Below are 25,283 nucleotides of genomic sequence, written 5' to 3' on the forward strand. Positions count from 1 at the left end.
CATATGGATGCAAGCGATCCGATCAGACCGTCAAAAAACTCTTGTGGCACGGGGGCCGTCCACATATGGGTCCCGGCGCAAGGCCGGACGACAGCGGAGAATGACGCGAGACCCCTACCCCACCTTCCCGTCAGCGCGCCGCCAAACGCGGCGCCCCAAATCTCCGTAGTTTCACTGAGTAGCTCGCGCCATGGATTGCTTCGCTTCGCTCGCAATGACGGTGAGAGGCCGGCCCAACAGTCCAAATTTTACCGACTCTTCAGCTATTCACCATACCCTTTTCCCCTCTGCCAGAATTGGCTTCGAACGCTCAGGACGAGCGATGCTGGAACAATCCATCGCCGATGAGGTCGAGGCGGCCATCAAGGCCGGCTCGGCGCAAAAACACCTTGAGACTTTCCGCCGCGTCACGGACCTGTTCCTGACCTCGGCCGACGGCTTCAATGGCGAACAGATCGAGCTGTTCGGCGACGTGCTCGAACGCCTGATCAGGACCATCGAGCTGCGCGCCATCGCCGACGTCAGCGCGCGCATCGCGCTCGCCGAAATGAGCAGCCAGCTCGCGTCGGTGAAGCAGGCGCCGCATGCCGTGATCCGGCGCCTCGCCCACAACGAGGACATTTCCGTCGCAGCGCCCGTGCTGACCGAATCCGCGCGGCTGTCGGCGGAGGATCTGGTCGAGCTCGCGCAGAGCAAGAGCGAGGCGCATCTGCTCGCGATATCCGGCCGCTGGTGGCTCGCCGAGATCGTCACCGACGCGCTGCTGGCGCGGCATTATCCGAGCGTCAGCCGCAAGCTGGTCGCCAATCCCGGCGCAAAAGTTTCCACGAACGGTTTTGCGGTGCTGCTTGCGCAGGCCGAACACGATCCGGAACTGGCGATCGAGACCGGCATCCGCATCGACCTGCCCGCGGAACTCAGGCGGCAATTGCTGCGCGACGCCACTGAAGCGGTGCGCACGCGGCTGTTGTCGCGCGCGCCGCCGCATCTGTTCGAGGAAATCCGCGGCGCCATCGCGGCCGCCGCCGACGGCGCCAGCCGCGAAATGTCGCGCGTGCGCGATTTTGCCGCCGCCAAGCGCTACGTGACGCTGCTCGCGAAAAACGGCCAGCTCAACGAAGCCGCGCTGCTCAGTTTTGCCAAACAGCGCAAATACGAGGAGACGGTGGCGGCGCTCGCCGAACTGTCGCGCTCCGGCATCGACGTCATCCGCCCGCTGATGCAGAGCCTGCGCGATGAAGGCCTGCTGGTTCCCTGCCGCGTCGCCGGCCTGCGCTGGGACACGGTGGCCGCCGTGCTCGACAGCCGCTTCACCTCAGGCCATCTCGGCCCGCACGAACTGGCGCAGGCCAAGGCGCAATACAGCAGGCTGACGCTGGACAACGCGCAGCGCATGCTGCGGTTCTGGCAGGTGAAAGCGACGGATGCACCGCCGGGGGTGAATTGAGGGATGCTGCGCGGCGAGACGCGCTCACTTCCCCTCTCCCCTTGTGGGAGAGGGTGGACACGATGCGAAAGCATCGTGGACGGGTGAGGGGTTCTCTCCGCGGATGCAGACCCCTCATCCGGCGCTTCGCGCCACCTTCTCCCACAAGGGGAGAAGGAAGAAGAAGCTCACGCCGCGCGGATCAAACTCGCGTCGAGATGCTTCAGCCGCGGCATCACTTCCTGCTTCAGGAGGCGCAGCGAATGGTGCCACGCTTCCGGCTTGTGCTTGTAGTCGAAGCCGAAGACCAACAGCGTGCCGAAACCGCCGACCTCGTGATAGATCTTCTCGATCTTCTCGGCGCAGGTTGCGGGCGAGCCGACGATCCAGTTGCGCTTCGCGCAATAATCGGCGGTGACATCCGAGTCGGGCACGTCGGGCGCGTGCTTGAGGTAGTCCTTGAAACCGAAATGCCCGAGCAGAGGGAGGAAGTATTCGGTCATCATCCGGCCCATCATGTCGCCGACCGACAGCCGCCAGGCTTCCTCGTCGGTGTCGGCGATGAAGACCTCGCGCACCAGCCGCCAGTCCTGCCGGTTCGGCTTGCGGCCGGTCTTGGCGGCGCCGATCTCCACCGATTCCCAGTGGCTGCCGACATAGGCCGGGTTGAGGTTGAGGCTCATCGGGATGTAGCCGCGCTCGCCCGCGAGCTTGAGCGTATCCGATCCCTTGGAAAGGCCGGCGACGCCGATCGGCGGATGCGGCGCCTGGAGCGGCTTGAGGTGCGGCTTGAGGAAGTCGAACATCACGTCAGGCTTGTTCACCGTCCAGAACTTGCCTTGGTACGACCACGGCGCGTCCTCGGTCCACATTTTGAGGATGATCTCCAGCGCCTCGCGGGTCATGTCGCGGTTCTGGCCGGACATGCCGTCGACGTTGAACATCGCCCAGTCGCTCGGCAGGCCCGACGCCGCGACGCCGAAATTCAGCCTGCCGCCGGAGAGATGGTCGAGCATCGCGACGCGGTTGGCGAGTTCGGCGGGGTGGTGATAGGGCAGCAAAAAGCCGCCGGGGCCGAGGCGGATATTTTTGGTCTGCAGGAACGCCTGCGCGAGGATCAGGTCCGGCGAGGGGTGCGGCTCCCAGGGGGCGGTGTGGTGTTCGCCGATCCAGGCTTCCTGATAGCCGAGCTCATCGAGCCATCGCAGCGTCTGCAAGTCCCAGTCGTGACCCTCCTTCAACCCGCACTCCGGCGGATGGGACGGCATCGTGAAATATCCGATCTCCATGGGGCGTCCTCTCGCTGTTTTTTCAAAACGCGTCTGTCGCGCGCAAGCGAGAGCATAGCACGCCTTGCGTGTGGCCGAGATATGACGAAACCAATGGGCAGAAATTCGCGCGGCGGCGCGCGAAATTTCCCGCTACCGCGTGCCGAACGTTGTGGCGCCGAACAGCGCCTTTTGCGTCGAGGGTTGCGAGCGCCAATATTGCGGCGGTGCAAACACTTCGCCGCCGAGTTCGGCGGCGGCGTGCCAGCCCCAGCGCGGGTCGTAGAGCATGCCGCGGGCCAGCGCGACCATGTCGGCCTTACCGGAGGCCACGATCTCCTCGGCCTGCCTGGCTTCGGTGATCAGGCCGACCGCAATCGTCGTAAGGCCGGTCGCCTGCTTGATCGCTTGCGCAAATTGCACCTGATAGCCGGGCCCGAGCGGAATCTTTTGCAATGGCGAAACGCCGCCCGACGATGCGTCAATCCAGTCGACGCCGCGCTGCTTCAACGCCTTGGCGTATTCGATGGTCTGCGCCAGATCCCAGCCGCCCTCGACCCAGTCGGTCGAGGAAAGCCGCAGGCCAACCGGCTTGTCGTGCGGAAACGCCGCGCGCACCGCGTCGAACACTTCGAGCGGAAAGCGCATGCGATTCTCCAGCGACCCGCCATATTGATCGGTGCGCTGGTTGGAGATCGGCGACAGGAACTGATGCAGCAGATAGCCGTGGGCGCTGTGCACCTCGATGGCGTCGATGCCGAGCCGCTCGGCGCGCCCGGTGGCCGCGACAAACGCATCGCGCACCCGGACAAGCCCCGCCGCGTCGAACGCCTTTGGCGGCGTCTCGCTCTCCTTGTGCGCAATCGCCGACGGCCCTTCCGCCTGCCAGCCGCCTTCGGAAACCGGAATCAGCTGGCCGCCGTCCCACGGCGTGTGGCTCGACGCCTTGCGGCCGGCATGGGCGAGCTGGATCATCACGGCCGCCTTGGAGCGCTTGCGCACCGAGGCCAGGATCGGCTTCAACGCGGCCTCGTTGGCGTCGTTGTAGAGGCCGAGGCAACCCGGCGTGATCCGGCCGATCGCCTCGACCGCCGTTGCCTCGATGCAGAAGATCGAAGCGCCCGACAGCGCCAGCGAATTGATGTGCGTGAAGTGCCAGTCATTGGCGTCGCCATCGACCGAAGAATATTGGCACATCGGCGCCACCATGATGCGGTTGGCGAGTTTCAGGCCACGCAGCCGGATCGGGGAAAACAGGTTGCTCATGTGGGATTCCTGGGGAATTTTCGGACCGAATGGAAGCATGCTGGCCTCCTCTGTAGCGAGCTGCCCCCTTCCCCTCAACCCGCCGCCAGCGCAACCCTCCTCCTACCGTTTGATACCGGCGCGATACCAGGCGGCATGGGCTGGAGGAAAGCCGCCTCAATCCACCAGCGTGAACTGCAGCAGCAGGTTGCGCTGGATCATCGAGAAATTGTCGTCGGAGATCAGCGTCAGCACCGTATCGCCCTCGTCGGTCACATGGGCGTCGATGCCTTCCAGATTGTCGATCTCGCTGCCGAGATCGGCGGTGAAGATCGTGGGACCGTCGATCACGGCGCCGGGGGCGATGGAGTTGGGCGCGATGCGCCGGATCCGGACGCCGATGCCGCCGAGCATGGAAAACTTGCGCTCCAGCAACAGCAATTGACCGGAAGGCAGCAACACCGCGTCGCTGACGTCGAAATTCTCGGTGCGGCGGATGCCGAACTGACCGGGCGTCTTGCCGCCGATCAGAAAGCCGATGATGTTGCCGCCGGCGTCGAGGCCGCGTTCGGAGATCGCGATCAGCGTCCCCGCCAGGGCAAAGCCCTTCGGCACCATCACCAGCGCTTCGAGCCCCTTGTTGAACGGCAGCTTGCGCGTCGCCGGCGGCAACGGCATCACCTCGCCGAGCGAACGCGTAAAGCCCTTGGCGAAATCGAACCGCAGTATCTGATTGACGCGTTCCAGGCTGACATAAACGTAAGAACCATCGAGTGCGATCGCCTCGGTGTCGTACCAGCCGCGCGCGGTGATCGGCTTGCCATCGGGACCGAGAATCGGCGACGCCTCGACATCATCGAGGCCGGTCATCTCGCGGCCCTTGCAAACGATGCGGCCGGTGAACCAGCCGCCCTTGTCGCTGATGGCGATGAAGCGCTCGCCCTTGGCATCGAGCCGCAGCCCCGACAGGCCGCCGAAGCCGCGAAACCTGGAGGTCAGGATCAACCCGCTGCGATATTCCAGCGAGCCAAACCGCACGTGGGAGCGGTCGCGGGTATCGAACGACGGCAGCGGCCTAGCATTGACCTCGATCGAGACCGGCGCGGTGACGGCATATTCATCCGGGGGAGCCGGCTTCGGCGGCCGCTGAACTGCGGTCTGCGCATGCGCGATGGCGGGCAGCGCCACGGCCGAGAACCCCGCCGCTGCAGTTTTCAGGAAGCGACGGCGGCTTACCGGTGCGCGCATACTCTCAGGAATGCAGACGGCGTGGCCGGCGCGTTGTCGTGGGTGCGGCGCCGTGGGTCTCGCTGAAGAGCTCGGCAAGCTTTTCGGTGATGGCGCCGCCGAGTTCCTCGGCATCGACGATGGTAACCGCACGGCGATAATACCGCGTCACGTCGTGACCGATGCCGATCGCGATCAGTTCGACCGGCGAACGGGTTTCGATCTCTTCGATGATGTGGCGCAGATGCCGCTCGAGGTAATTGCCCGGGTTGACCGACAGCGTGGAATCGTCGACCGGCGCGCCGTCGGAAATCATCATCAGGATCTTGCGCTGCTCAGGACGTCCGAGCAGGCGCTTGTGCGCCCAATCCAGCGCCTCGCCGTCGATGTTTTCCTTCAAAAGCCCCTCGCGCATCATCAGCCCGAGATTTTTCCGCGCGCGGCGCCAGGGGGCGTCGGCGGATTTGTAGATGATGTGGCGCAGGTCGTTCAGCCGGCCAGGATTGGCCGGCTTGCCGGCGGCAAGCCACGCCTCGCGGGACTGCCCGCCCTTCCAGGCCCGCGTGGTGAAGCCGAGGATCTCGACCTTGACGCCGCACCGCTCCAGCGTGCGCGCCAGAATGTCCGCACAGGTCGCCGCCACCGTAATGGGACGGCCGCGCATCGAACCGGAATTGTCCAGCAGCAGCGTCACCACGGTGTCGCGGAAGGTCGCTTCCTTCTCGTGCATGAACGAGAGCGGATGATAAGGATCGGTGACCACGCGCGACAGCCGCGCCGGATCAAGGATGCCTTCCTCGAGATCGAACTCCCAGGCGCGGTTCTGCTGCGCCATCAAGCGGCGCTGCAGCCGGTTGGCCAGCCGCGCGACGATGCCCTGCAGATGCGCGAGCTGCTTGTCGAGATAGCTGCGCAGCCGTTCCAGCTCGTCATGGTCGCAGAGATCTTCGGCCGCGATCACCTCGTCGAACTTCGGCGCAAAGGCGTGATATTCCGGCCCGCGCGGTTCGTTGGCGCCGCGCGAATTCGGCCGCGTCGCCTCGCCCGGGGTCTCGTCGTCGCCGAGTTCGCCGTCGTCGAAGGTGTCCGACGTGGAAGCCTGCGCGCTTTCCATCGCACTCTCCGACATTTCGTCGGTCGAGGCCTGGGCCTGATCGGCGCTCATTTCCTGCGCGGCGTCAGAGTCGGGCGAACCTTCGGCGCCGGACTGATCGTTCTCGCCGTCCTGATTCTCCTCGTTGTTCTCGTCGTCATCGGCATCGGCGTTGCGGTCGTCGCCAAGGTCGAGCGCCGACAGCAGATCGTGCACGAGGTCGCCGAACTTGGCCTGGTCTTCGGTAACGCGGCTCAATTGATCGAGGCGCGCGCCGATCCTGTCTTCCAGCACCGGACGCCAGAGGTCGACCATCTTCTTCGCCGCCGCCGGCGGCGCCATGCCGGTCAGCCGTTCGCGCACCAGCATCGCCAGCGCATCCGACAGCGGCGCGTCGGCGCGGTCGGTGATCTCGTCGAACTTGCCGCGATGGAAATGATCGTCGAGCATCGCGGTGAGGTTTTTCGCGACACCGGCCATCCGCCGCGAGCCGATCGCTTCGACGCGCGCCTGCTCGACCGCCTCGAACACGCCGCGCGCCTGCGGATTGCCCGGCATCAGCTTGCGGTGAACTTTTGGATCGTGACAGGCGAGTTTCAGCGCGATCGAGTCGGCATGGCCGCGCACGATCGCGGCATCGCGTTTCGTCATTTTGCGCGCAGGTTCGGGCAGCCGGGCCTTGCCCGGCGCGAGACCCGGACGTTCGGCCGCGAACGTCACTTCGAGTTCGGGGGCCTTTGCGATCGCGCGCAGGCACGACGTCACCGCGCGCTTGAACGGCTCGGTCGGCGCTTCCTTGGATCCGGTGCGGAATTTGGAGTTGGATGTGCTCATAGCGCTTTCGTGAACCAATGGCGCGTCACGCCTTCAGGATAACCGTCGATCGAACCGAATTCCTCATAGCCGCAGGCGCGGTAGAAACCCGGCGCCTGAAAACTCATCGTATCGAGATAGGACCGCGTAGCCCCAAACCGTCTCGCTTCGTCTTCAATCGCCTTGATCAGCTTTGTTCCAAAATCCTTGCCGCGAAGTTTCTGCTCCATCCAGAACAACTGTATGAACAGCACCGTGGTCCAGACCTCACCGACAATCCCGCCGACGATCTTGTCGCCTTCGCGCAAGGAGATGGCGAGGCGCTTGTATTTCTGCTTCCCCATCTTCTCGGTGTTGTAGCCGATCAATCCGCCGAGCACCGCCTTCTTAGTCTTTCCAATGGTGCGCTCGACGGAAATGGTTGGCATGGGCTAGCTGAGCGCCACGTTGACCGAACTCTCGGCCAGCTCCGCGTTGAAGCAGCGCTGATAGAATTCAGCCACCAGCGGCCGTTCCAGTTCGTCGCACTTGTTGAGGAAGGTGACGCGGAACGCAAAGCCGATATCGGAGAAGATATCGGCGTTCTCCGCCCAGGTGATCACCGTGCGCGGGCTCATCACCGTCGAGAGGTCGCCATTGGCGAACGCGTTTCGGGTGAGATCGGCAAGCCGCACCATCTTGTTGACGATGTCGCGGCCTTCCTGCGTGCGATAGTGCTTCGCCTTGGCGAGCACGATTTCGACTTCCTCGTCATGCGCCAGATAATTCAGCGTGGTGACGATCGACCAGCGGTCCATCTGACCCTGGTTGATCTGCTGGGTGCCGTGATAGAGGCCCGACGTATCACCGAGACCGACCGTGTTGGCGGTCGAGAACAGGCGGAACGACGGGTGCGGCTTGATCACCTTGTTCTGGTCGAGCAGCGTCAGGCGGCCGGAGACTTCCAGCACGCGCTGGATCACGAACATCACGTCGGGGCGGCCGGCGTCGTATTCGTCGAACACCAGCGCGATGTTGTGCTGCAGCGCCCAGGGCAGAATACCGTCGCGGAATTCCGTGACCTGCTTGCCGTCCCGCACGACGATGGAGTCCTTGCCGACCAGATCGATGCGGCTGATATGGCTGTCGAGGTTGACGCGCACGCAGGGCCAGTTCAGCCGCGCTGCGACCTGTTCGATATGGGTCGATTTGCCGGTGCCGTGATAGCCGGTGACCATGACGCGGCGGTTCTTGGCAAAACCGGCGAGGATCGCAAGCGTGGTGGCGCGGTCGAAGCGGTAGTCCGAATCGACTTCCGGCACATGCGGATCGACTTCGGAATAGGCGGGCACTTCGAGATCACTATCGATTCCAAAGACCTGCCGGACCGACACCTTCATATCGGGCAGACCGACGGGTTCCGTATTCTTGCTCATGGCGGCGGTCGTCATCAATCCTCCGAGGTCCCGGGCGTTCCCGAAACCAGATTTGTTGAATGGCTGCGGATGGGTGCTGGCTGCGAACCTAGCAGAGAGCAACGGCCGGAAGAAGCCCGCCGCGCAATGAAAGTTCCGCTGCCTTATCATTGAGATAGGCACTGAACTCGATTTTTGGAGGGCAGCCCTGCGAATCACGCCGTACTTTTGCCGGGTGGCCGGGCCAGCCGCCCCGGAACCGGCGCCTCGGGACGGCTCTTCCCCGCCCCTTGGCGAGTTGTTAGGTCTGGGGTCATCAGGCAAACCACGCGACCGCAACGGGAATTTTGTGGCCTCCTTCCTCGATCCTCTGATCGCTTTTGTCTCGGCCCATCCGTGGCTTGCCTACCTGACGCTGTTCCTCGCCGCCCTGCTGGAAGCCGTTCCGGTGGTCGGCTCGCTGGTGCCGGGATCGACCATCATCCTCGCCTTGAGCGCGCTGGTGCCGGGCGGCGAACTGAAATTGTGGGCGGTGCTGGCGGCGGCGATTGCCGGGGCCGCACTCGGCGACGGCACCGCGTTCTGGGTTGGCCATCGCTCGCAGCGCGAGATTCTCAGCGTCTGGCCGCTGAAGAACTATCCCGCCGTGGTGGCGCAGAGCGAAGCCTTCTTCGAAAGCCGTGGCGCGCTTGCGGTGTTCTTTGCGCGTTTCGTGCCGCCGATCCGCGCCTTCGTACCGGTCACGGCGGGCGCGCTGGGCATGCCGCCGCTGCGGTTCTACGGCGTGAATATTCCGGCCATCCTGCTCTGGGCGATGGCCCATGTGCTGCCGGGCGTATTCGCAATCTCCGTGCTGCACGAATATTTCGGGCATCATCACGGCACGGCCAAGCATCTCTGGGTGCTCGCGGTGCTGGTCGGTGCGCTGGTTATCGCGCTTGCGATTTGGATCATCCGCCGCCGCCAGGGCGGCGGCGTGATCGAGCCGGCCAGGCCGGTCAAGTAATCCGGGCGCGTCCAGGCGCAGGGCCAACATAGCGCGCCCGCGGGCGAATCAGCCGCTCCTGGCGCAGTTGCTCGCTCGCATGCGCGATCCATCCGACCGTGCGGGCCATCGAAAACAGCACCAGCTCATGGCCCGGCGGCAGGCCCAGCGTGTGCACGAGCACCGCCAGCGCATAGTCGATATTGACGAATTCGCCGGTCGCTTCCGCAATGCGTTCCGGGATTTCGTGGGTCAGTTTGCGCTCTGCGCCGGAGCGCGCCAAAGCCTCCAGCAAGGCCTGCGCGCGGGGATCCCCGAGCTTGTAGACGCCGTGGCCGAAGCCCGCGAAACGCTCGCCCAGCGCCACCCGTTCGCGAATCAGGGGCGCGACGTCGCCCTTCGCGAGCGTCTTGAGCAGCTGCGCCGCCAGCACGCCGGCGCCGCCATGCCTGGGACCTTTCAGGGCGACGAGGCCCGCGATCATCGCGTCATAGAGGTTCAGGCCGGTCGACGCCGCGCAGCGCACGGTGAAGGTCGAAGCGTTCAATTCATGATCCGCCAGCAGCACCAGCGCGCGGCGTATCAGATCGGCGGCGTGCTTGTGATCGGGCGCCCAGGCCCTGGCGATCTGCAGGTGCAGCGGCTGCGGCGAGGTCTTCGCGTTCAGCATGGTCGCGACCACCAGACGCAGGATGCGGCCGCCGACCATCGCGCGTCCCTCGGGCGCGCGGGTAAAGGCGCGCGGATCGGCAACGGCCGCCAGCGCCAGCACCGCAATGGCGCGATCGATCGCGTTGGCGCCGCGGGCGGCCTCGGCCACCGCGCGCATTTCATCCGAGATCGACGGGCAATTATCTGATGCAAACGGGTCGACGCCGGTGACGTCCCACAGCAGCGTGGCCGCATGTTCGAGCGTATCGCGCTCGGCGAGATCGACGCAGTTGACACCGCGATAGATCGGGCCGTCCTCGGTGATGGTCGCGATCGCCGAATCCATCACCGGCAAATCCGCATCGAAACTGCGCATCCCGCGCGGCTCCGGCGCCGGCGCCCGCCGCTCCTTCAGCGTGCGGACGTCCTCGGCCCGGTAGCGGTGGCTGCGCGAATCGGCCGACGGCTCGGAGCGGATCAGGCCGCGGCTGACATAGGCGTACAGCGTCGCCTGCGAGATCGCGAGTTCGGCGGATGCCTCGCGGGCCGATAGATAAAGGCCGGCGGATTTTTTCATATTGATTTACATAATCAAGATTGATCAATCTGTCGAGAGGGCCGACCTTTGCGGTGCACAAAGGAGATCCGACCATGAACATGCAGCTTTCAAAGACCCCGATCGGCCTCGACGGCGTCCCCGCCGCCGAAACCGTGCTGAGCCATGTCGACGGCGAGCGCGGCGAATTGATCATTGCCGGCGAGCGCGTCGGCGAACTGGCGCGCAAGACCGGGTTCGAGGGAGTTACCGCCCGCCTATGGAGCGGCGGCACCGGCCAGCCGGTCGGCGAGGCCGCGGTGCGCGCCGCGCTTGGCGCCGGGCGCGAACGCGCCTTCGCCCGGCTGCCGGAACTGTTGGGAAGCACGCGAGGTCTGTCGATCGTCGATGGTTTTCGCGCGGCGATCGCGGGGCTGCGCGCGGAAGCGGGACTGACGCACGAGGCCACCATTGTCGGCGCATTTCCTGTCATCGCAGGCGCGCTGGCGCAGCGCGCCAAGGGCAACGATCCCGTGCCGCCCGATCCGACCGCGAGCCATGCCGCCGACACGCTGTCGATGATGCTCGGCCGCAAGCCCGACGGGCGCGAAGCGGCGGCGCTCGACGCCTATTTCGTCACGGTGTGCGACCACGGCATGAACGCCTCGACCTTTACGACGCGTGTCATTGCCTCGACGCATGCCGATCTGTTTGCGGCGGTGACCGGCGGCTATTGCGCGCTGACGGGGCCGCTGCATGGCGGCGCGCCGGAGCCGGTGCTGGAAATGCTCGACGCCATCGGATCGAGCGAACGCATCAAGCCCTGGGTCGACAGCGCGCTGGCGCGCGGCGAGCGGCTGATGGGCTTTGGCCACCGCGTCTATCGGGTGCGCGATCCCCGCGCCGACGTGCTCAAGGGCGCGATCGAGCGACTCGCCGGCGGCGGCATGGATCTGCCGTTCGCGGGCGAAGTCGAGGCCTATATCCGCTACGCCTTGAAGCGGAAAAATCCGGACCGGCCGCTCGATACCAATGTGGAATTCTTCACCGCGATCCTGCTCGACGCGCTGAAAATCCCGCGCCAGGCGTTTACGCCGATCTTTGCAGTGGCGCGTGCCGCCGGCTGGACCGCGCACGCCCGCGAACAGCAGCGCACGGGGCGGCTGATCCGGCCGAGCTCGGCGTATATCGGCCCGATGCCTAAGTGACTCTACGCAGATATCTGCGCGTGTCGCCCCGGCCTTGAGCCGGGGCCCATACGCCGCAGCCTGTATTGTTGAAAAAGGGAGATCACGACCGGCGTGTAAGACAAAGACCGACGGTGGCTATGGGTCCCGGCCCCCCGTGCGCAATTGCGCACTAGGCCGGGACGACAAACAATTACGCCCCGCGCACTACCGTCTTGAGGTAATTATACGCCTTGATGATCTCGATCAGGCGGTCCTCGGTGGAGCGGTCGCCGCCATTGGCGTCGGGATGGTGCTGCTTCACCAGCAGCTTGTATTTTGCCTTCACCGTTTCCAGCGTCGCATCGGGCCCGAGTCCCATCACCTGCAGCGCCTTGCGCTCGGCGTTCATCACTTTTCGGGTTTCGGGCTTGGTCTCGCCGGCAGCGCCTCCCGGACCAGGCCGCCAACGGCCGCGGCCGTTAAGCTCCGAGAACATGCTGAACGGATCGGAAGCGGCGTCGATATCGGGCTCGGCGCCGGCCTTGCCCTTCTTGCCGCCGTTGGCGCCCATCTTCCAGGTCGGGCGGTGACCGGTCAGCGCATCCTTCTGGTAGCGCGCGACGGAGTCGGCGCTCATGCCCTGGAAGAAATTGTAGCCCTGGTTGTATTCGCGGACGTGGTTGAGACAGAAGTGCCAGTACTCTTTCGAGTTCTCGCGGCCCTTGGGCGCGCGGTGCGGGCCCTTGTTCTTGCACTCCGGCCATTCGCACATGGCGGATTCTTCGCGCGCCGCAGCCTGCTGCTTCGCGCTCAGCTTGTTGGGCTTGATGCGAATGGAGTCGAAGAATTTGGATGAATCGATTGGCATGGCTGACTTTGACTACGCAATGCCCAAGGCTTCAAGTCTTGACATTGCGAATACCTCTGTTCCGATCTGGCATTGACGAAAAACGGTCCCGGACGTAATGCCGCCGTCATGAGCACCAAGGACGATATCATAAACAAGTTGCGTGAAGCTTTCGTACCCGAAAGCCTCGACGTAACAGACGAATCACATCTGCATGAGGGCCATGCCGGCCACAGGCCGGGCGGCGAGACACACTTCCGGGTATATATTGTGTCGCCGGCCTTCGAAGGGAAGAGCCGGATCGAACGCCATCGCATGGTCAATGCGACGCTCGACGCGGAACTCAAGGGGTCCGTGCACGCGCTGGCGATCAAGGCGCAGGCACCCGGGGAAACTACGGGCCGCTGACTATATCACCCCTGCCACGGATGTAAGCGTCCGATGACCACGCTGAAGCTCATTGTGATGGCCGGACTTCCCGGTTCCGGGAAGAGCACGCTGGCGGAAGGGCTTTCCCGGCATTTTTCGCTGCCGCTATTGTCGGTCGATCCGATCGAGGCGGCGATGTGGCGCGGCGGCCTCTGCGGGATCAAACGGGGATCGCGGCCTATGAGGTCGCAAAAGCCCTGGCAGCAGAACAATTGCGGCTCAATCATTCCGTCCTGATCGACGCGGTCAATCCGGTCGAGGCCCCGCGCGCGGCGTGGCGAAAGCTTGCGGCAAAATATCGCGCGGATTTGAAGATCATCGAATGCATCTGCGTCGACCAGGCGATCCACCGCCGCCGTATCGACGCCCGTATCCGCAATATCGAAGGGATGGCCGAGATCGACTGGGCCAGGGTCGAACAACGGCGCGCCGAATATGAGGCGTGGACCGATGCAAGGTTGACGCTGGACACCTCGGCGGAGCCGGCGGATCGGTTGCTCGCGGAAGCGATCCGCTATCTGGCCTGAGCGTACGCCATGCCGATGCAAAGATCGGCCAGGGACGGTGGCAGCGCCTTCATCTTTGTGAGACAATCGGACGCGCGATGGTTCGGTTCGAGAGAACGCGGGGTCGGGCCGACACTGATGCCATCGCCGGCAGATGAGGTCGTCCGATGCGTCGATGGGCACATCAGGGGTTGGCTGCGGCCGTTATGGCGTTGATGGCCGCGTGTCCCATCAAGACCTTCGCGCTCGACATGCCCGGCCCGGCCGCTCAGGAGGTGCTGGTGAAAAGCATCCTGGTGACGCTGAACGACGCGGTCGGATCCGACAATTTCACCGTCCTCCACGCCAAGATCTCAAAACCGTTTCGCGAGCAGTTCCCGCCGGAAAAGCTGCGGGCCGTGTTCAAGGACCTGGTCGAGAAGCACGCGGTGTTCGACGCCGTGGTGGCGCAAAAAATGATTATCGACGAGGACGCCAGGATCGACGAACAGGGCGTGTTGAAACTGAAGGGCCGTTTCCAGACGGCGCCCAAGCAGGTCAAATACCAGCTTGGCTTCATCGAATCGGAAGGGACGTGGAAGCTCAGCGGCGTTGCGATCGATATTGAATAGTACCGCTAGAGCCTTTTCCGTTCCGATTGAATCGGAACGGGGCTCTAGTGTCCCGAATCTGAAGTTCAGCGGACTCGAAATCGACTCGAAGATGGCGGACCCTCCGCATTTTGGGGAGGGTTGGCTATGGGTCGACGCTTTGCTCCGCTGGAACTGAATGAGGTTGAACTCGCTGAATTGAGGTCATTGGCCTCGCGCCGAAGTACGGCCCAAGGCTTGGCGCTGCGGGCTCGGATCATCCTGGCCTGCGCTGAAGGCGAGCAGAGCAAGGTGGTTGCGGCCCGCCTGGGTATTGATCAGGACACGGTCGGCAAATGGCGCCGGCGCTTCGCCGAGCATCGGCTTGAAGGTCTTTGGGATGAGCCGCGATCGGGAACGCCGCGCACGATCGAGGATGCCCGGATCGAAGAGGTAATTGTCCGCACCTTAAGACGAAGCCGCCCGACGCCACCCACTGGAGTTCGCGGGGTATGGCACGGGCCAGTGGGCTATCAGTCTCAACAGTCCAGCGGATATGGCGGGCCTTCGGCCTGCAGCCGCATCGGTTGGAGACCTTCAAACTCTCAACCGACCGCGACTTCGTCGCCAAGGTGCGTGACGTCGTCGGCCTCTACGTGGCTCCACCCGAGCATGCCATCGTGCTGTGCGTCGATGAGAAGTCACAGATACAGGCGCTGGACCGCAGCCAACCCATGTTCCCGATGCGACCTGGTCAGGCGGCGCGCCGCAGTCACGACTACAAGCGACATGGCGTCACCTCGTTATTTGCCGCCCTCGACATCGCAACAGGCCGGGTCATCGGCAAGTGCTATGGACGCCATCGCGCCCAAGAGTTCCGCAAATTTCTCGATGAGATCGAAGCCGTTGTTCCGGACGATCTGGACGTCCACCTCGTCATGGACAATTACGCAACCCACAAGACGCTGTTGATCCGCAACTGGCTGGCAAAGAGGCCGCGCTGGCACGTCCATCTGACGCCAACAAGTTCGTCCTGGCTCAATCAGGTCGAACGCTTCTTTGCGCTTATCACCGAGCGCAAGATCAGGCGCGGCATCTATCGCAGCGTGGCGGCGCTACGTGCCGAGATTACGTCCTTCATCGAACATCACAACGCAGACCCAAGGCCGTTCCAGTGGACCAAATCAGCCGACGACATTCTCCGCTCAATCGAACGCTTCTGCGCTTACAACTCGCCTGCGAAGGTCTAAAATGCCACGAACTTTTGGTTCAGGACACTAGATTCTTAATTTGACGCGTTTTCTTGACGCGAACCGGTGTCCACTTCGCTGGAAAACGCTTTAGAACGCCGTACCGGCCCGCCTCGGCTTCTGTTCTTCGGCCTCGCGCGGCACCGGCCCGATCCGCAAGGCGGTGATGCGATTGCGCTCGCGGCGCAGCACGCGGAAGCGGAAGCCGTGGAACGTAAAACTCTGGCCGCGCTCGGGGATCGAACGCGCCTCGTGAATCACCAGACCCGCGATCGTGGTCGCCTCTTCGTCGGGCAGATGCCAGTTCATGGCGCGGTTGAGATCGCGGATCGGCACCGAACCATCGACCACCACCGAGCCGTCGGCCTGCGCGCGAACGCCGGCCACCACCACGTCATGTTCATCGGAAATGTCGCCGACGATTTCTTCCAGAACGTCTTCCAGCGTCACCATGCCTTCGACTTCGCCATATTCGTCGACGACGAGCGCGAAATGAGTCTTGCGGCGGCGGAACGCCTTGAGCTGTTCGGACAAAGGCCGCATCTCCGGCACGAACCATGGCGGCAGCATGATGGCCGAAACATCGATGTGCGAGGTATCGCCTTCGGAAGCCCGGATCGCGCGCAGCAGATCCTTGGCGTGCAGCACGCCGATGATGTTCTCCGGCTTGTCGCGCCACAACGGGATGCGGGTGTATTCGGTGGCCAGCACCTCGCGCACCAGCTCATCCGGCGGCAGGTCGGCATTGATCATCACCATCGCCGTGCGATGAACCATGACGTCGGACACGGCCAAGTCGCCAAAGCGGAAGACATTTTGAAGGTATTCGGCCTCGCCGCTTTCGATGCCGCCGTGCACGGCCGATTCCTCCACCAGCCCCTCGATCTCGGAGTCGGTGAGGATTTCATGCTGTGAGGATTCCTCCACGCCGAGCATCCGCAAGATTCCGCGCGACGCGGTGTTGAGGAGCCAGTTCAGCGGCCAGAAAACCAGATAGGACAAGTAGAGCGGATACGCGATCCATTGCGAAACCGGCATCGGCTGCCTGATCGCCAGCGTCTTCGGCACCTGTTCGCCGATCACGATATGCAGCGAGGAGAACACCAGGAACCCGGCGAGGAACGACACGAAGTGCAACGTGGCTTGCGACATTCCGAGCGGGATCAGCAACGGCTCCAGCAGCGCCGCAACGGTGGGCTCGCCGACCCAGCCGAGGCCGAGCGAGGCCATGGTAATGCCGAGCTGGCAGCACGCCAGATAGGCCTCGATGTTGCCCATCATGCTGTGCAGCAGGCGCGCGCCGAACCGGTCCTGCTCGACCATCGCCCTGATGCGAAACCCGCGGCTCTTCACCAGCGCGAACTCGGCCGCCACGTAGAACGCGTTGGCGGCGAGCAGCAGGAACGCAAGCAGCAGATTGAACGCGGTCGAGCTCATGCCTGCCTCGCGACGGCACCAGGCCCGCGCGACGCCTCCATGATGTGCCCTGACAGTCCCACTCTCATTCCGACAGCTTCTGTTGCAGGAAGGCGCGAACCGATTCCGGTTCGACGTCGTTTGCGATCACCGCGCGGCCGACAGTTTCCAGCAGGATGAAGGTGAGCTTGCCGCGCTTGACCTTCTTGTCCTGCGCCATCAGCGCCATCAGCGTATCGGCATCCGCGAGCCCTTCCTGGGCGAAGCCGGCGATGTCCTGCAACCTTGTCGGCAAGCCGACCGAAGCCAGATGACGCTCGACGCGTGCGGCGTCGGCTGGCGAGATCATGCCGAGCCCAGCGGAAAATTCCGCCGCCAGCACCATGCCGACCGCAACGCCCTCGCCGTGGAACAGGCGATCGGAGAAACCGGTTGCGGCCTCCAGCGCATGGCCAAAGGTGTGGCCGAGATTGAGCAGCGCGCGTTCACCGGTTTCGCGCTCGTCGCGCGACACGATCGCGGCCTTGGCGCGGCACGAGGTAGCGATCGCATGCTCGCGCGCCGCGCTGCCGGAAAAGATGCCGGAATGATTGGTCTCGAGCCAGGCGAAGAAGGCTTCATCGCCGAGCACGCCATATTTGGCGACTTCGGCATAGCCGGAGCGGAACTGGCGCGGCGACAGCGAGTCCAGGACGGAGGTGTCGGCAATGACAAGCACCGGCTGATGAAACGCGCCGAGCAGATTTTTTCCCTGCGGCGAGTTGATGCCGGTCTTGCCACCGACGGAGGAATCCACCTGCGCCAGCAGCGAGGTCGGCACCTGCACGAAATCGACCCCGCGGCGCAGGATCGCCGCCGCGAAGCCGGCGAGATCGCCGACCACGCCGCCGCCGAGCGCGATCACGAGGTCGTTGCGCTCGATTTTGGCTGCGATCAGAGCCTCGGAGACCTTCTCCAGTCCGGCGTAGGTTTTCGACCCCTCGCCTTCCTCGACGATGACATGCGATGTCGGGATGCCGGCCGCGGCCAGCGACGCTTGCGCCGGTTCGAGCCAATGCTTGGCAACGGTGCGGTCGGTGACGATGGCGGTGCGTACGCCCGGCCGCAGCGCGGCGACGCGCGCGCCAAGAGTCTGCAGCACGTCGCGGCCGATGACGATGTCATAGGCGCGGTCGCCGAGCGCAACATCGACGGTGATGGGATCGGAGTGTTTCAGGGGTGCCGTCATGAGGTCGCGCGTATCCCGTCCGTTGGTGCCGTTGCTGTCGTCGTTGACTCTTTAGTCGTTGACTCCTGTGCCGGCGGCGCGGCGGCGCCACACAACCTGCCGCGCAGGGCGTCCATGCATTCATCGACAATCCGGTCATGCGGCACGTCGCGCGACAGGATCGTGAGATCAGCCCCCCGATAGACCGGCTCGCGGGCTTCGAGCAGGCGGGCGACCGTCGCAACCGGATCCTCGGTCTGCAGCAGCGGCCGGTCGGCGCGACGCTTGACGCGCTTCATGATGACGTCGATGTCCGCCTTGAGCCAGACCGACACCGCCTTGTCGGCGATCCGCTTGCGGGTTTCCTCGCGCATGAAGGCGCCGCCTCCGGTGGCAAGCACCGCCGGACCGCCATCGAGCAGCCGGGCGATCACGCGCGCCTCGCCGTCACGAAAATACGGCTCGCCATATTTCGAAAAGATTTCGGGAATCGTCACCCCGTCATGGGCAATCTCGATCTCGATATCGGCGTCGAAAAACGGCAACCGCAGCCGCGCCGCCAGCCGGCGGCCAATGGTGGATTTGCCGACGCCCATCATACCGACAAGCACGATCGAACGCCGCCCCAGTGCCGCCGCGATTTCGGCCTCCTGGGGGGTGCTTGCTTGTGCCGGTATGGCGGTCTCGGGCATCCCAAACTCTGTCAGCTGCGCGGATTTTGCGCGTTTCAGCGCCACCTATACTACCCCCGCCGATACCCATGCCAGAGACTCTTGCAACGCCAAGGGGAACATGTAGGTAGTCAGGCGCGGCAAACCCCGATGATTTCAATGGCTAATTCGCGACCCAAGATCACTTTCAAGCCCGCCCTCAAGGCGCCCTGATGCCCAGTCTGTTCCGCTTTTTGACGGTCTTCGGCATTATTGCCGGCATCGGCTATGGCGTGGTCTTCGCGCTGGCGAATTTCGTCAATCCGAAGCCACGGGAAATGACCGTGACCATCCCTCCGGATAAGTTCCTCAAGAGATAGCGGCGCGCAGCAGGCGCATAAAAAGCTGCATCGCCGCTTGGAGTTTTGCCTCGTCGCCGGGCGCGTGCTTGATCCCGTCCATGGCTGCGACGACCACGTTGGCGATATCGACCGGCTTTGAATTCACTCGGTCCAAAACGACGACGCGCGCGGCTTCCGCATCGGCCAACGCCTGCGCCAGCAGATCCACGAGCGTAGCACGGGCAACCAGCGTGATGTCCTTGGCCAAGGCCATGTTGACCTCGAACAGTTCGACTGCGTCCGAACTGGAAGCGAATGGCGCGATCAAGCCGTGATGAAAGGCGGCGATGGCGCTTTCGATCCGGCTAAAAACATCACCATTGCCACCGAGCGCCGCCTCGACTTGCCGCATCGTCCTGGCATGGGCCCGCGTCGATCCGGCCCGGAACAACTCCTCCTTGCTGCCGAAGCTCAGATAGAGGGACGCCCGGGAAATGTTCGCCGCCCGTGCGATGTCCGCCATCGAAGCCTTGCGAAAGCCGTGACGTACGAACACCGGCAGTGCCGCATCAAGGATGTGGTTGGATTTGGCATCAAGTTCCATCGTCTGGACAGATTGACAGTTCTTGTCGGATACGTCAAAAGACAAATGGACGATTAGTGTCTAATCGTCTACGCATCTGCCGTAGAGGCGTGCGAGAAAAGGACTGAACATGAGTTCGCAATTAGAAAATGGCGTTGTCACCATTCTGGTGACGGGAATCGGCGGCTTTCTCGGCGGGCATATCGCCCGGCAATTACTGGCCCAAGGGTACTGTGTTCGCGGCAGCGTTCGCCACATGGGGCATTGCGACAAGATCAGGGACCAGGTCTGCTCTGACTTGGCGGCCGACGGGCATCGAATCAGCTTCATCGAAGCCGATCTTCGCTCCGATGCCGGATGGGATGCCGCGGTCGCCGGATGCCGCTATGTGATCCACTCCGCCTCCCCGTTTCCGTCAGACCTACCCAAGGATGAGGATGACCTGATCCGGCCCGCGCGGGAGGGCGCCTTGCGGGTGCTGCGGGCAGCGCAGCGCGCTGGCACGATGCGCGTCGTGATGACTTCCTCGATCGCGGCAACCAACCACGGCAGCGGTCAAGCGCCCTATACGGAGGACGATTGGACCGATCCGACCAGCCTTCGGGCAACGCCTTACTACAAGTCGAAGACGCTGGCCGAACGAGCCGCATGGGCCTTTGCCGACGAAACCGGACTTGATCTTGTCGTCATCAATCCCGGCATCATCTTCGGACCATTGCTAGGTCCGGACTATGGAACATCAGTGGGACTGATCCAGCAGATGATGAGCGGCAAGCTCAAGCGGGTGCCGAGGTTCGGCGTTGCTGTCGTCGACGTCCGCGATGCAGCCGATGCCCATATCCGGGCGCTGACACATCCGGAAGCGTCAGGTGAGCGCTTCATCGCTGCCGGAAAGTTCTTCTGGATGCGGGACATGGCCGCCGCGCTAGCCAACTCGTTTCCGGACTATGCCTCCCAATTGCCCTCTGGCGAAGTGCCGAACTGGGTCGTCCGCATGATGGCGCCGTTCAGCGCACGTTCGCGCATGATCGTCCATGAACTCGACCGTGATCTCAGCGTCTGTGCCGCCAAGGCGACGCGGGTGTTGGGCTGGCAACCACGACCCGAAAAGGAAGCGATCTGCGCCAGCGCGCAAAGCCTGATCGACCACGGCCTGATCGCAGCCTCCTGAACCTTCGTAACCATCAACAGCGGAATCAGCCATGAACTCATCCGTCGCCCATTCGAGCGACCGCCTTGACGCGGAGCATATTCGGGACATCGAGCGCGCACGACTTCGTGCCCTCGTCAACGCCGACATGATTGCGGCAGAACCACTGCACGCGCCGGACTTTCAACTGATCACGCCGATCGGCGCGACGCTGTCGAAAGCCGAATATCTCGGCGCGGTGGCCAGCGGGCAGATCAGGTATCTGCTATGGGAGCCGGGTGACATCGCTGTCCGCCTGTACGCAGCCAGCACGCTGATTCGCTATCGCGCCCGGCTCGAGGTCGTATTCGGAGGTCACAAGGTGCCGCCGGGCGATTACTGGCACACCGACGCCTATGAATGTCGCGACCGGCAATGGATGGTGGTGTGGTCGCAAGCGACCGCGATCAGCGCGCTCGCCTGACAAAAACAACTGCCGCCGCCTGGATCATCGGATATGATTCGGTATGGTCACCAACAATACCTCCGACGCGAAGCTCGTAAGCCTGTTCCTCGACATGCTGGCGGCGGAACAGGGCGCCGGCGATAACACCCTCGACGCCTACCGCCGCGATCTCGAGGATTTTTCGGAGTTCGCCGGCCGGGCGAAATCCGGCTTCATCGCTGCCAACACCCAGTTGCTGCGCGATTACCTTGAAGATCTCGATTGCCGCGGCTTCAAGTCCACGACCGTTGCGCGGCGTCTCTCCGCGCTGCGCCATCTGTTCCGGTTTCTGCTCAACGAACGGATGCGAACCGACGATCCCGCCGCGATCCTGTCCGGTCCGAAGCGCGGCCGCGGCCTGCCCAAGGTGCTTTCGATCGCGGATGTCGATCGCATGCTGACCCGGTCGAAGGAGCTCACCGAAACCGACGCGACACCTCAGCAGCGGCTTCGCGCGCTGCGGCTGCATTGTCTGCTCGAAGTGCTCTACGCCACGGGCTTGCGCGTTTCCGAACTGGTGGCGTTGCCGCTGTCGGCGGCGCGCCGCGACGCCCGGATGATCGTGGTGCGCGGCAAGGGCAACAAGGAACGGCTGGTGCCGCTGAACGAGGCGTCGCGGCAGGCGATGGCCGATTACCTCGCCGCGATGGAAGCCCTGAAGCCCGAGAAGAAGAAAAACGCCCCCGCCTCGAAATGGCTGTTTCCCTCCTTCGGCGAAAGCGGACATCTGACGCGACAGCATTTCGCGCGCGACCTCAAAGAGCTTGCATCCGCGTCGGGGCTGGCGGCGCGGCTGGTCTCGCCGCATGTGCTGCGCCACGCCTTCGCCAGCCACCTTCTGCACAACGGCGCCGACCTGCGCATCGTGCAAACCCTGCTTGGCCACACCGATATTTCGACAACGCAGATCTATACCCATGTGGTCGAGGAGCGGCTCAAGAGCCTGGTGCGCGACCTGCATCCGCTGGCGGAGAAGTAGACTTCCGCGTATCCAGCAAGTATGCCGCCTTGACTTCGACGCCTTCTCCCCCGAAACAGCCTCACTCGATCGCTACCCGCCATGGGCCTCCGCCCAGACCGTCAGCTAAATCGTTGAAGAGACTAATCTTCTTTATCAAAGACGAAACCACTTCGCCCGCAGCTAAGTTCCTCCCTATATTGGTTTGATGCCGGATCAGATGCGCAGCTACCTCGACTTCGAAAAACCCGTCGCCGAACTCGAGGCCAAGGTCGACGAGTTGCGCGCGCTGGCTGCGACCGGCAGCGACATCGGCGATGAGATTGCGCGAATCGAGGACAAGGCGTCGCAGGCGCTGACCGACCTCTATGCCAGCCTGACGCCGTGGCAGAAGACGCTGGTGGCGCGCCATCCGCAGCGGCCGCACTTCACCGATTTCATCAACACACTGATCACGGAATTCACGCCGATGGCGGGCGACCGCAAGTTCGGCGAGGACGAAGCGCTGATGGGCGGCTTCGGCCGCTTCCGCGGCGAAGCCATCTGCGTGGTCGGCCAGGAAAAGGGCGCCACCACCGAAAGCCGCATCAAGCACAATTTCGGCATGGCGCGCCCTGAAGGGTATCGCAAAGCCGTTCGCCTGATGGAGCTGGCCGACCGGTTCGGCATCCCCGTGCTGTCGATCGTTGATTCGGCCGGCGCCTATCCCGGCATCGGCGCCGAGGAACGCGGACAGGCGGAAGCCATCGCGCGGTCCACCGATGCCTGCCTGTCGCTCGGCGTGCCCAATGTCGCGATCATCACCGGCGAGGGCATGTCCGGCGGGGCGATTGCGATCACGACCGCCAACCGCGTGCTGATGTTCGAGCACGCGATCTACAGCGTGATCTCGCCTGAAGCGGCGTCCTCGATCCTGTGGCGGGACGGCACCAAGGCCCAGGAAGCCGCCACCAGCATGAAGATCACCGCCCAGGACATGCTGCGATTCGGCGTCATCGACCAGATCCTGAAAGAGCCTCCCGGCGGCGCCCATCGCGACCCCGCCGCCATCATCGCCTCCACCGGCGATGCCATCGCCCACGCCTTCAACGACTTCCGCAATCTCGATGCGGATGCGGTGCGCAAGCAGCGGCGGCAGAAATTCCTCGATATCGGCCGCAAACTGGGCTGAACGGCTTCGATTCCTCGCCTTTTGGGGGAGATCGAGGGGCTGCGAGCCACGAAAGCAGCAGCCCCATCGCAAAATCGCCGATTTTTCGCCAAATCGTTGAATTTAGCCGCAATTATGCCCCGACCTCGTTCTTTATGGTCTGTTGACCATGCCCGCCAAGGTACCGGCTTGTGCGGCGGGTTCGAGTTGCGACAAATCGGCCTAAAGGGTAAGATTTTATACATCGGCTTCAGGGCATGACGCTGTGGTTGGGGTGCGAAAATTGCCCGATGGGTGTGGAGCTTAGCTTTTGATTTATCGCACGCTGGTACGCGCGCTCATCACGTCGGCTGCCCTCGCGGCCGGCGTTTTGTTGACTGGCTGCAACAGCGACGAGATTTCGCTGGCCAACAATGCCAAGGCCAACCAGCCGGTCCCGCCGAAGCTGATCCAGGCCATGGTCGAAAAGGACATGGACCTGAACTCGCCGATTCTGGTCCGGATCTTCAAGCAGGAAGCCGAACTCGAAATCTGGAAGCAGGATCGCGCCGGGCGTTTTGCGCTGCTGAAGACCTATCCGATCTGCCGCTGGTCGGGCGATCTCGGACCGAAGGTCAAAGAGGGCGACCGCCAGGCGCCGGAAGGCTTCTATTCGATCTCGCCGGCGCAGATGAATCCGCAGTCGGCCTATTATCTGTCGTTCAACACCGGCTACCCCAACGCATTCGACAAGGCGCTCGGCCGCACCGGATCGCAGCTGATGGTGCATGGCGACTGCTCCTCGCGCGGCTGCTACGCGATGACCGACGAGCAGATCGCGGAAATTTATTCGCTGGGCCGCGAGTCCTTCTTCGGTGGCCAGAAGTCGTTCCAGCTACAGGCCTATCCGTTCAAGATGACGCCAATCAACATGGCGAAGCATCGCAACAATCCGAACATGCCGTTCTGGCGAATGATCAAGCAGGGCTACGATCATTTCGAGGTGACGAAGCACGAGCCGAAGGTCGATTTCTGCGAGAAGAAATACGTGTTCGACGCCATCAGGGCGCCCAACGCCACGCGCGACCCGGTGTTCGACGCGTCGGGCAAATGCCCGGCCTATGCGATTCCCGATGAAGTCGCCGACGCCGTACGCGAGAAGCAGCAGGCCGAGGCCGCTGAAACCGCCAAGCTGATTTCGAAGGGCACGCCGGTCGCGCGGCTCAACACCGGTATCGACGGCGGCATGCACAAAATATTCGCCGCACGCGTTCCTGAAGCCAGCACCGGGCTGTCGGAAGGCGGCGACAGCCAGGGACTGGCGGCGCTCTCGCTGGCCCGCGCGCCCGGCACCATCCCCTCCCACGTCAACCCGCCGCGCGCGCCCTCCGACAATCTCCTGCTCGGCGCGCCGCAGGAGCCGAAGCTTGCTGCGGTCGCCAGCGCGCCGACAGCCGGACCGACAGCCTCGACCCCGGCCCCGACACGGGTCGCCAACGCCGCGCCGGCCGCACAATCCGACGGATGGTTCTCCAGCCTGGCCCGCAAGGTCGGCATTGGCGGCGGCGATGCGACCGCGAGCACCTCAAGCACACCGCCGCCCGCGTCGGCGAAGCCGAAGGTGATCGAGGCCAAGCGAACCGAGCCACCGCGTCACGAAGCCGCGGCACCCAAGACGTCAGCCCCGAAGGCCGAACCCAAGCAGGCCGCAGCCCGGCCGCCGCTGAAACCGTCGGTGACCGATACCGCGGCGCCAGCTGCTCCGGCCGCTCCCGCGCAGGTCGCCGGATCGGCGCCGATCATCTCGTCGAACTCGTTCGACAGCCGTTTCGGGGCGATGAAGTAAGCTTTCGTCACGCTGAAGCGCAGGGTGGGCAAAGCGAAAGCGTGCCCGCCAATCAAGCTGAACTTATCGGGAGAGAAGATGGTGGGCACGGCGCCATCGCGCCTTTGCCCAC

Annotated in this window: 25 protein-coding genes and 1 pseudogene; 14 read left to right on the top strand and 12 right to left on the bottom strand. The window is 63.8% G+C overall.

The features are described from left to right. The first annotated feature begins 322 nt into the window (after positions 1–322). Positions 323–1,447 carry a DUF2336 domain-containing protein gene (locus JQ609_RS16700; RefSeq protein WP_212274220.1) on the top strand — a complete coding sequence of 375 codons (1,125 nt, stop codon included), beginning with the start codon at positions 323–325 and terminating at the stop codon, positions 1,445–1,447. A 167-nt stretch (positions 1,448–1,614) separates the two neighbouring features. Here the strand turns inward: JQ609_RS16700 and JQ609_RS16705 are convergent, their stop codons facing one another. The 6 genes from JQ609_RS16705 to cobS form a co-directional block, all read right to left on the bottom strand. Beyond that, complete coding sequence (locus JQ609_RS16705; RefSeq protein WP_212274221.1) at positions 1,615–2,715, bottom strand: LLM class flavin-dependent oxidoreductase; 1,101 nt, start codon at positions 2,713–2,715, stop codon at positions 1,615–1,617. A 132-nt stretch (positions 2,716–2,847) separates the two neighbouring features. After that, positions 2,848–3,960, bottom strand: a complete 1,113-nt coding sequence (locus tag JQ609_RS16710; protein ID WP_212274222.1) for an NADH:flavin oxidoreductase/NADH oxidase — start codon at positions 3,958–3,960, stop codon at positions 2,848–2,850. A 156-nt stretch (positions 3,961–4,116) separates the two neighbouring features. Beyond that, positions 4,117–5,187 (bottom strand): esterase-like activity of phytase family protein, encoded by a 1,071-nt coding sequence (locus JQ609_RS16715; RefSeq protein ID WP_212209765.1) that lies wholly within the window; start codon positions 5,185–5,187, stop codon positions 4,117–4,119. 4 nt (positions 5,188–5,191) lie between these two features. Then, positions 5,192–7,093 carry a cobaltochelatase subunit CobT gene (cobT, locus tag JQ609_RS16720; protein ID WP_212209766.1) on the bottom strand — a complete coding sequence of 634 codons (1,902 nt, stop codon included), beginning with the start codon at positions 7,091–7,093 and terminating at the stop codon, positions 5,192–5,194. Continuing rightward, positions 7,090–7,500 carry a GNAT family N-acetyltransferase gene (locus JQ609_RS16725; protein WP_212209767.1) on the bottom strand — a complete coding sequence of 137 codons (411 nt, stop codon included), beginning with the start codon at positions 7,498–7,500 and terminating at the stop codon, positions 7,090–7,092. Before JQ609_RS16725 ends, cobT begins: the two co-directional genes overlap by 4 nt. Before the next feature lie 3 nt (positions 7,501–7,503). Further along, on the bottom strand, positions 7,504–8,502 hold the full coding sequence (gene cobS / locus JQ609_RS16730) for a cobaltochelatase subunit CobS (RefSeq protein WP_212209768.1): 999 nt from the start codon (positions 8,500–8,502) through the stop codon (positions 7,504–7,506). A 313-nt stretch (positions 8,503–8,815) separates the two neighbouring features. Here cobS and JQ609_RS16735 point away from each other — a divergent pair, with 313 nt between their 5' ends. Beyond that, complete coding sequence (locus tag JQ609_RS16735) at positions 8,816–9,472, top strand: DedA family protein (protein ID WP_212274223.1); 657 nt, start codon at positions 8,816–8,818, stop codon at positions 9,470–9,472. On the opposite strand, the gene JQ609_RS16740 is transcribed toward JQ609_RS16735, so the two are convergent. Continuing rightward, complete coding sequence (locus tag JQ609_RS16740) at positions 9,465–10,679, bottom strand: citrate synthase family protein (RefSeq protein ID WP_212274224.1); 1,215 nt, start codon at positions 10,677–10,679, stop codon at positions 9,465–9,467. The genes JQ609_RS16735 and JQ609_RS16740 overlap by 8 nt on opposite strands. Positions 10,680–10,753: 74 nt before the next feature. Here JQ609_RS16740 and JQ609_RS16745 point away from each other — a divergent pair, with 74 nt between their 5' ends. Continuing rightward, on the top strand, positions 10,754–11,845 hold the full coding sequence (locus JQ609_RS16745; RefSeq protein ID WP_212274225.1) for a citrate synthase/methylcitrate synthase: 1,092 nt from the start codon (positions 10,754–10,756) through the stop codon (positions 11,843–11,845). 172 nt (positions 11,846–12,017) lie between these two features. On the opposite strand, the gene JQ609_RS16750 is transcribed toward JQ609_RS16745, so the two are convergent. Next, the gene (locus JQ609_RS16750; protein ID WP_212037041.1) at positions 12,018–12,674 is read right to left on the bottom strand and encodes a J domain-containing protein; all 657 of its coding nucleotides are present in this window, start codon (positions 12,672–12,674) and stop codon (positions 12,018–12,020) included. Positions 12,675–12,782: 108 nt separating this feature from the next. Here JQ609_RS16750 and JQ609_RS16755 point away from each other — a divergent pair, with 108 nt between their 5' ends. The 5 genes and pseudogenes from JQ609_RS16755 (at position 12,783) to JQ609_RS16775 (ending at position 15,407) form a co-directional block, all read left to right on the top strand. After that, a complete protein-coding gene (locus JQ609_RS16755) occupies positions 12,783–13,061 on the top strand; it encodes a BolA family transcriptional regulator (RefSeq protein ID WP_212209772.1) in 279 nt (92 codons plus the stop codon). Positions 13,062–13,094: 33 nt separating this feature from the next. Continuing rightward, on the top strand, positions 13,095–13,319 hold the full coding sequence (locus JQ609_RS16760; protein WP_212274226.1) for an AAA family ATPase: 225 nt from the start codon (positions 13,095–13,097) through the stop codon (positions 13,317–13,319). Then, positions 13,295–13,609 carry a hypothetical protein gene (locus JQ609_RS16765; protein ID WP_212274227.1) on the top strand — a complete coding sequence of 105 codons (315 nt, stop codon included), beginning with the start codon at positions 13,295–13,297 and terminating at the stop codon, positions 13,607–13,609. Before JQ609_RS16760 ends, JQ609_RS16765 begins: the two co-directional genes overlap by 25 nt. 146 nt (positions 13,610–13,755) lie before the next feature. Further along, positions 13,756–14,199, top strand: coding sequence for a hypothetical protein (locus JQ609_RS16770; protein ID WP_249119144.1), 444 nt, complete (start codon positions 13,756–13,758; stop codon positions 14,197–14,199). A gap of 126 nt (positions 14,200–14,325) precedes the next feature. Then, positions 14,326–15,407, top strand: a pseudogene (locus JQ609_RS16775) (IS630 family transposase). Positions 15,408–15,497: 90 nt separating this feature from the next. Here the strand turns inward: JQ609_RS16775 and JQ609_RS16780 are convergent. From JQ609_RS16780 to JQ609_RS16790, 3 genes are all read right to left on the bottom strand, one after another. After that, on the bottom strand, positions 15,498–16,844 hold the full coding sequence (locus JQ609_RS16780) for a hemolysin family protein (RefSeq protein WP_212215207.1): 1,347 nt from the start codon (positions 16,842–16,844) through the stop codon (positions 15,498–15,500). A 64-nt stretch (positions 16,845–16,908) separates the two neighbouring features. After that, entirely contained in the window at positions 16,909–18,051 is a 1,143-nt protein-coding gene (gene aroB, locus JQ609_RS16785) for a 3-dehydroquinate synthase (RefSeq protein WP_212274228.1), read from the bottom strand. Next, the gene (locus JQ609_RS16790) at positions 18,048–18,722 is read right to left on the bottom strand and encodes a shikimate kinase (RefSeq protein ID WP_212274229.1); all 675 of its coding nucleotides are present in this window, start codon (positions 18,720–18,722) and stop codon (positions 18,048–18,050) included. Before JQ609_RS16790 ends, aroB begins: the two co-directional genes overlap by 4 nt. Positions 18,723–18,913: 191 nt before the next feature. Between JQ609_RS16790 and JQ609_RS16795 the strand changes: the two genes are divergently transcribed. Continuing rightward, positions 18,914–19,060: a histidine kinase gene (locus tag JQ609_RS16795; RefSeq protein WP_212274230.1), complete on the top strand. Its 147-nt coding sequence runs from the start codon at positions 18,914–18,916 to the stop codon at positions 19,058–19,060. Here the strand turns inward: JQ609_RS16795 and JQ609_RS16800 are convergent. Next, positions 19,050–19,625 (bottom strand): TetR/AcrR family transcriptional regulator, encoded by a 576-nt coding sequence (locus tag JQ609_RS16800; RefSeq protein ID WP_212274231.1) that lies wholly within the window; start codon positions 19,623–19,625, stop codon positions 19,050–19,052. The genes JQ609_RS16795 and JQ609_RS16800 overlap by 11 nt on opposite strands. Before the next feature lie 109 nt (positions 19,626–19,734). Here JQ609_RS16800 and JQ609_RS16805 point away from each other — a divergent pair, with 109 nt between their 5' ends. From JQ609_RS16805 to JQ609_RS16825, 5 genes are all read left to right on the top strand, one after another. Then, on the top strand, positions 19,735–20,775 hold the full coding sequence (locus JQ609_RS16805; protein ID WP_249128089.1) for an aldehyde reductase: 1,041 nt from the start codon (positions 19,735–19,737) through the stop codon (positions 20,773–20,775). A gap of 31 nt (positions 20,776–20,806) precedes the next feature. Beyond that, positions 20,807–21,217, top strand: a complete 411-nt coding sequence (locus JQ609_RS16810) for a nuclear transport factor 2 family protein (protein WP_212274232.1) — start codon at positions 20,807–20,809, stop codon at positions 21,215–21,217. A 43-nt stretch (positions 21,218–21,260) separates the two neighbouring features. Continuing rightward, a complete protein-coding gene (xerD, locus tag JQ609_RS16815) occupies positions 21,261–22,217 on the top strand; it encodes a site-specific tyrosine recombinase XerD (protein WP_212274233.1) in 957 nt (318 codons plus the stop codon). 187 nt (positions 22,218–22,404) lie between these two features. Continuing rightward, a complete protein-coding gene (locus JQ609_RS16820; RefSeq protein ID WP_212274234.1) occupies positions 22,405–23,367 on the top strand; it encodes an acetyl-CoA carboxylase carboxyltransferase subunit alpha in 963 nt (320 codons plus the stop codon). Positions 23,368–23,656: 289 nt separating this feature from the next. Further along, positions 23,657–25,171: a murein L,D-transpeptidase family protein gene (locus JQ609_RS16825; RefSeq protein ID WP_212215218.1), complete on the top strand. Its 1,515-nt coding sequence runs from the start codon at positions 23,657–23,659 to the stop codon at positions 25,169–25,171. Positions 25,172–25,283: the final 112 nt, after the last annotated feature.

Origin of the sequence: Bradyrhizobium sp. AUGA SZCCT0169 (genome assembly GCF_018130085.1) — a bacterium.
In the GTDB taxonomy this organism is placed as follows: Bacteria; Pseudomonadota; Alphaproteobacteria; order Rhizobiales; family Xanthobacteraceae; genus Bradyrhizobium.

Excerpts from the sequence above, each read along its gene's own strand:
- JQ609_RS16790 (WP_212274229.1), bottom strand. The coding sequence starts at position 18,722 with ATGCCCGAGACCGCCATACCGGCACAAGCAAGCACCCCCCAGGAGGCC.
- aroB (WP_212274228.1), bottom strand. The coding sequence starts at position 18,051 with ATGACGGCACCCCTGAAACACTCCGATCCCATCACCGTCGATGTTGCG.
- JQ609_RS16810 (WP_212274232.1), top strand. The coding sequence starts at position 20,807 with ATGAACTCATCCGTCGCCCATTCGAGCGACCGCCTTGACGCGGAGCAT.
- JQ609_RS16770 (WP_249119144.1), top strand. The coding sequence starts at position 13,756 with ATGCGTCGATGGGCACATCAGGGGTTGGCTGCGGCCGTTATGGCGTTG.
- JQ609_RS16745 (WP_212274225.1), top strand. The coding sequence starts at position 10,754 with ATGAACATGCAGCTTTCAAAGACCCCGATCGGCCTCGACGGCGTCCCC.
- JQ609_RS16820 (WP_212274234.1), top strand. The coding sequence starts at position 22,405 with ATGCCGGATCAGATGCGCAGCTACCTCGACTTCGAAAAACCCGTCGCC.
- JQ609_RS16795 (WP_212274230.1), top strand. The coding sequence starts at position 18,914 with ATGCCCAGTCTGTTCCGCTTTTTGACGGTCTTCGGCATTATTGCCGGC.
- cobS (WP_212209768.1), bottom strand. The coding sequence starts at position 8,502 with ATGACGACCGCCGCCATGAGCAAGAATACGGAACCCGTCGGTCTGCCC.
- JQ609_RS16705 (WP_212274221.1), bottom strand. The coding sequence starts at position 2,715 with ATGGAGATCGGATATTTCACGATGCCGTCCCATCCGCCGGAGTGCGGG.
- JQ609_RS16800 (WP_212274231.1), bottom strand. The coding sequence starts at position 19,625 with ATGGAACTTGATGCCAAATCCAACCACATCCTTGATGCGGCACTGCCG.
- JQ609_RS16755 (WP_212209772.1), top strand. The coding sequence starts at position 12,783 with ATGAGCACCAAGGACGATATCATAAACAAGTTGCGTGAAGCTTTCGTA.
- JQ609_RS16805 (WP_249128089.1), top strand. The coding sequence starts at position 19,735 with ATGAGTTCGCAATTAGAAAATGGCGTTGTCACCATTCTGGTGACGGGA.
- JQ609_RS16725 (WP_212209767.1), bottom strand. The coding sequence starts at position 7,500 with ATGCCAACCATTTCCGTCGAGCGCACCATTGGAAAGACTAAGAAGGCG.
- JQ609_RS16700 (WP_212274220.1), top strand. The coding sequence starts at position 323 with ATGCTGGAACAATCCATCGCCGATGAGGTCGAGGCGGCCATCAAGGCC.
- JQ609_RS16750 (WP_212037041.1), bottom strand. The coding sequence starts at position 12,674 with ATGCCAATCGATTCATCCAAATTCTTCGACTCCATTCGCATCAAGCCC.
- xerD (WP_212274233.1), top strand. The coding sequence starts at position 21,261 with ATGGTCACCAACAATACCTCCGACGCGAAGCTCGTAAGCCTGTTCCTC.
- cobT (WP_212209766.1), bottom strand. The coding sequence starts at position 7,093 with ATGAGCACATCCAACTCCAAATTCCGCACCGGATCCAAGGAAGCGCCG.
- JQ609_RS16715 (WP_212209765.1), bottom strand. The coding sequence starts at position 5,187 with ATGCGCGCACCGGTAAGCCGCCGTCGCTTCCTGAAAACTGCAGCGGCG.
- JQ609_RS16780 (WP_212215207.1), bottom strand. The coding sequence starts at position 16,844 with ATGAGCTCGACCGCGTTCAATCTGCTGCTTGCGTTCCTGCTGCTCGCC.
- JQ609_RS16710 (WP_212274222.1), bottom strand. The coding sequence starts at position 3,960 with ATGAGCAACCTGTTTTCCCCGATCCGGCTGCGTGGCCTGAAACTCGCC.
- JQ609_RS16760 (WP_212274226.1), top strand. The coding sequence starts at position 13,095 with ATGACCACGCTGAAGCTCATTGTGATGGCCGGACTTCCCGGTTCCGGG.
- JQ609_RS16740 (WP_212274224.1), bottom strand. The coding sequence starts at position 10,679 with ATGAAAAAATCCGCCGGCCTTTATCTATCGGCCCGCGAGGCATCCGCC.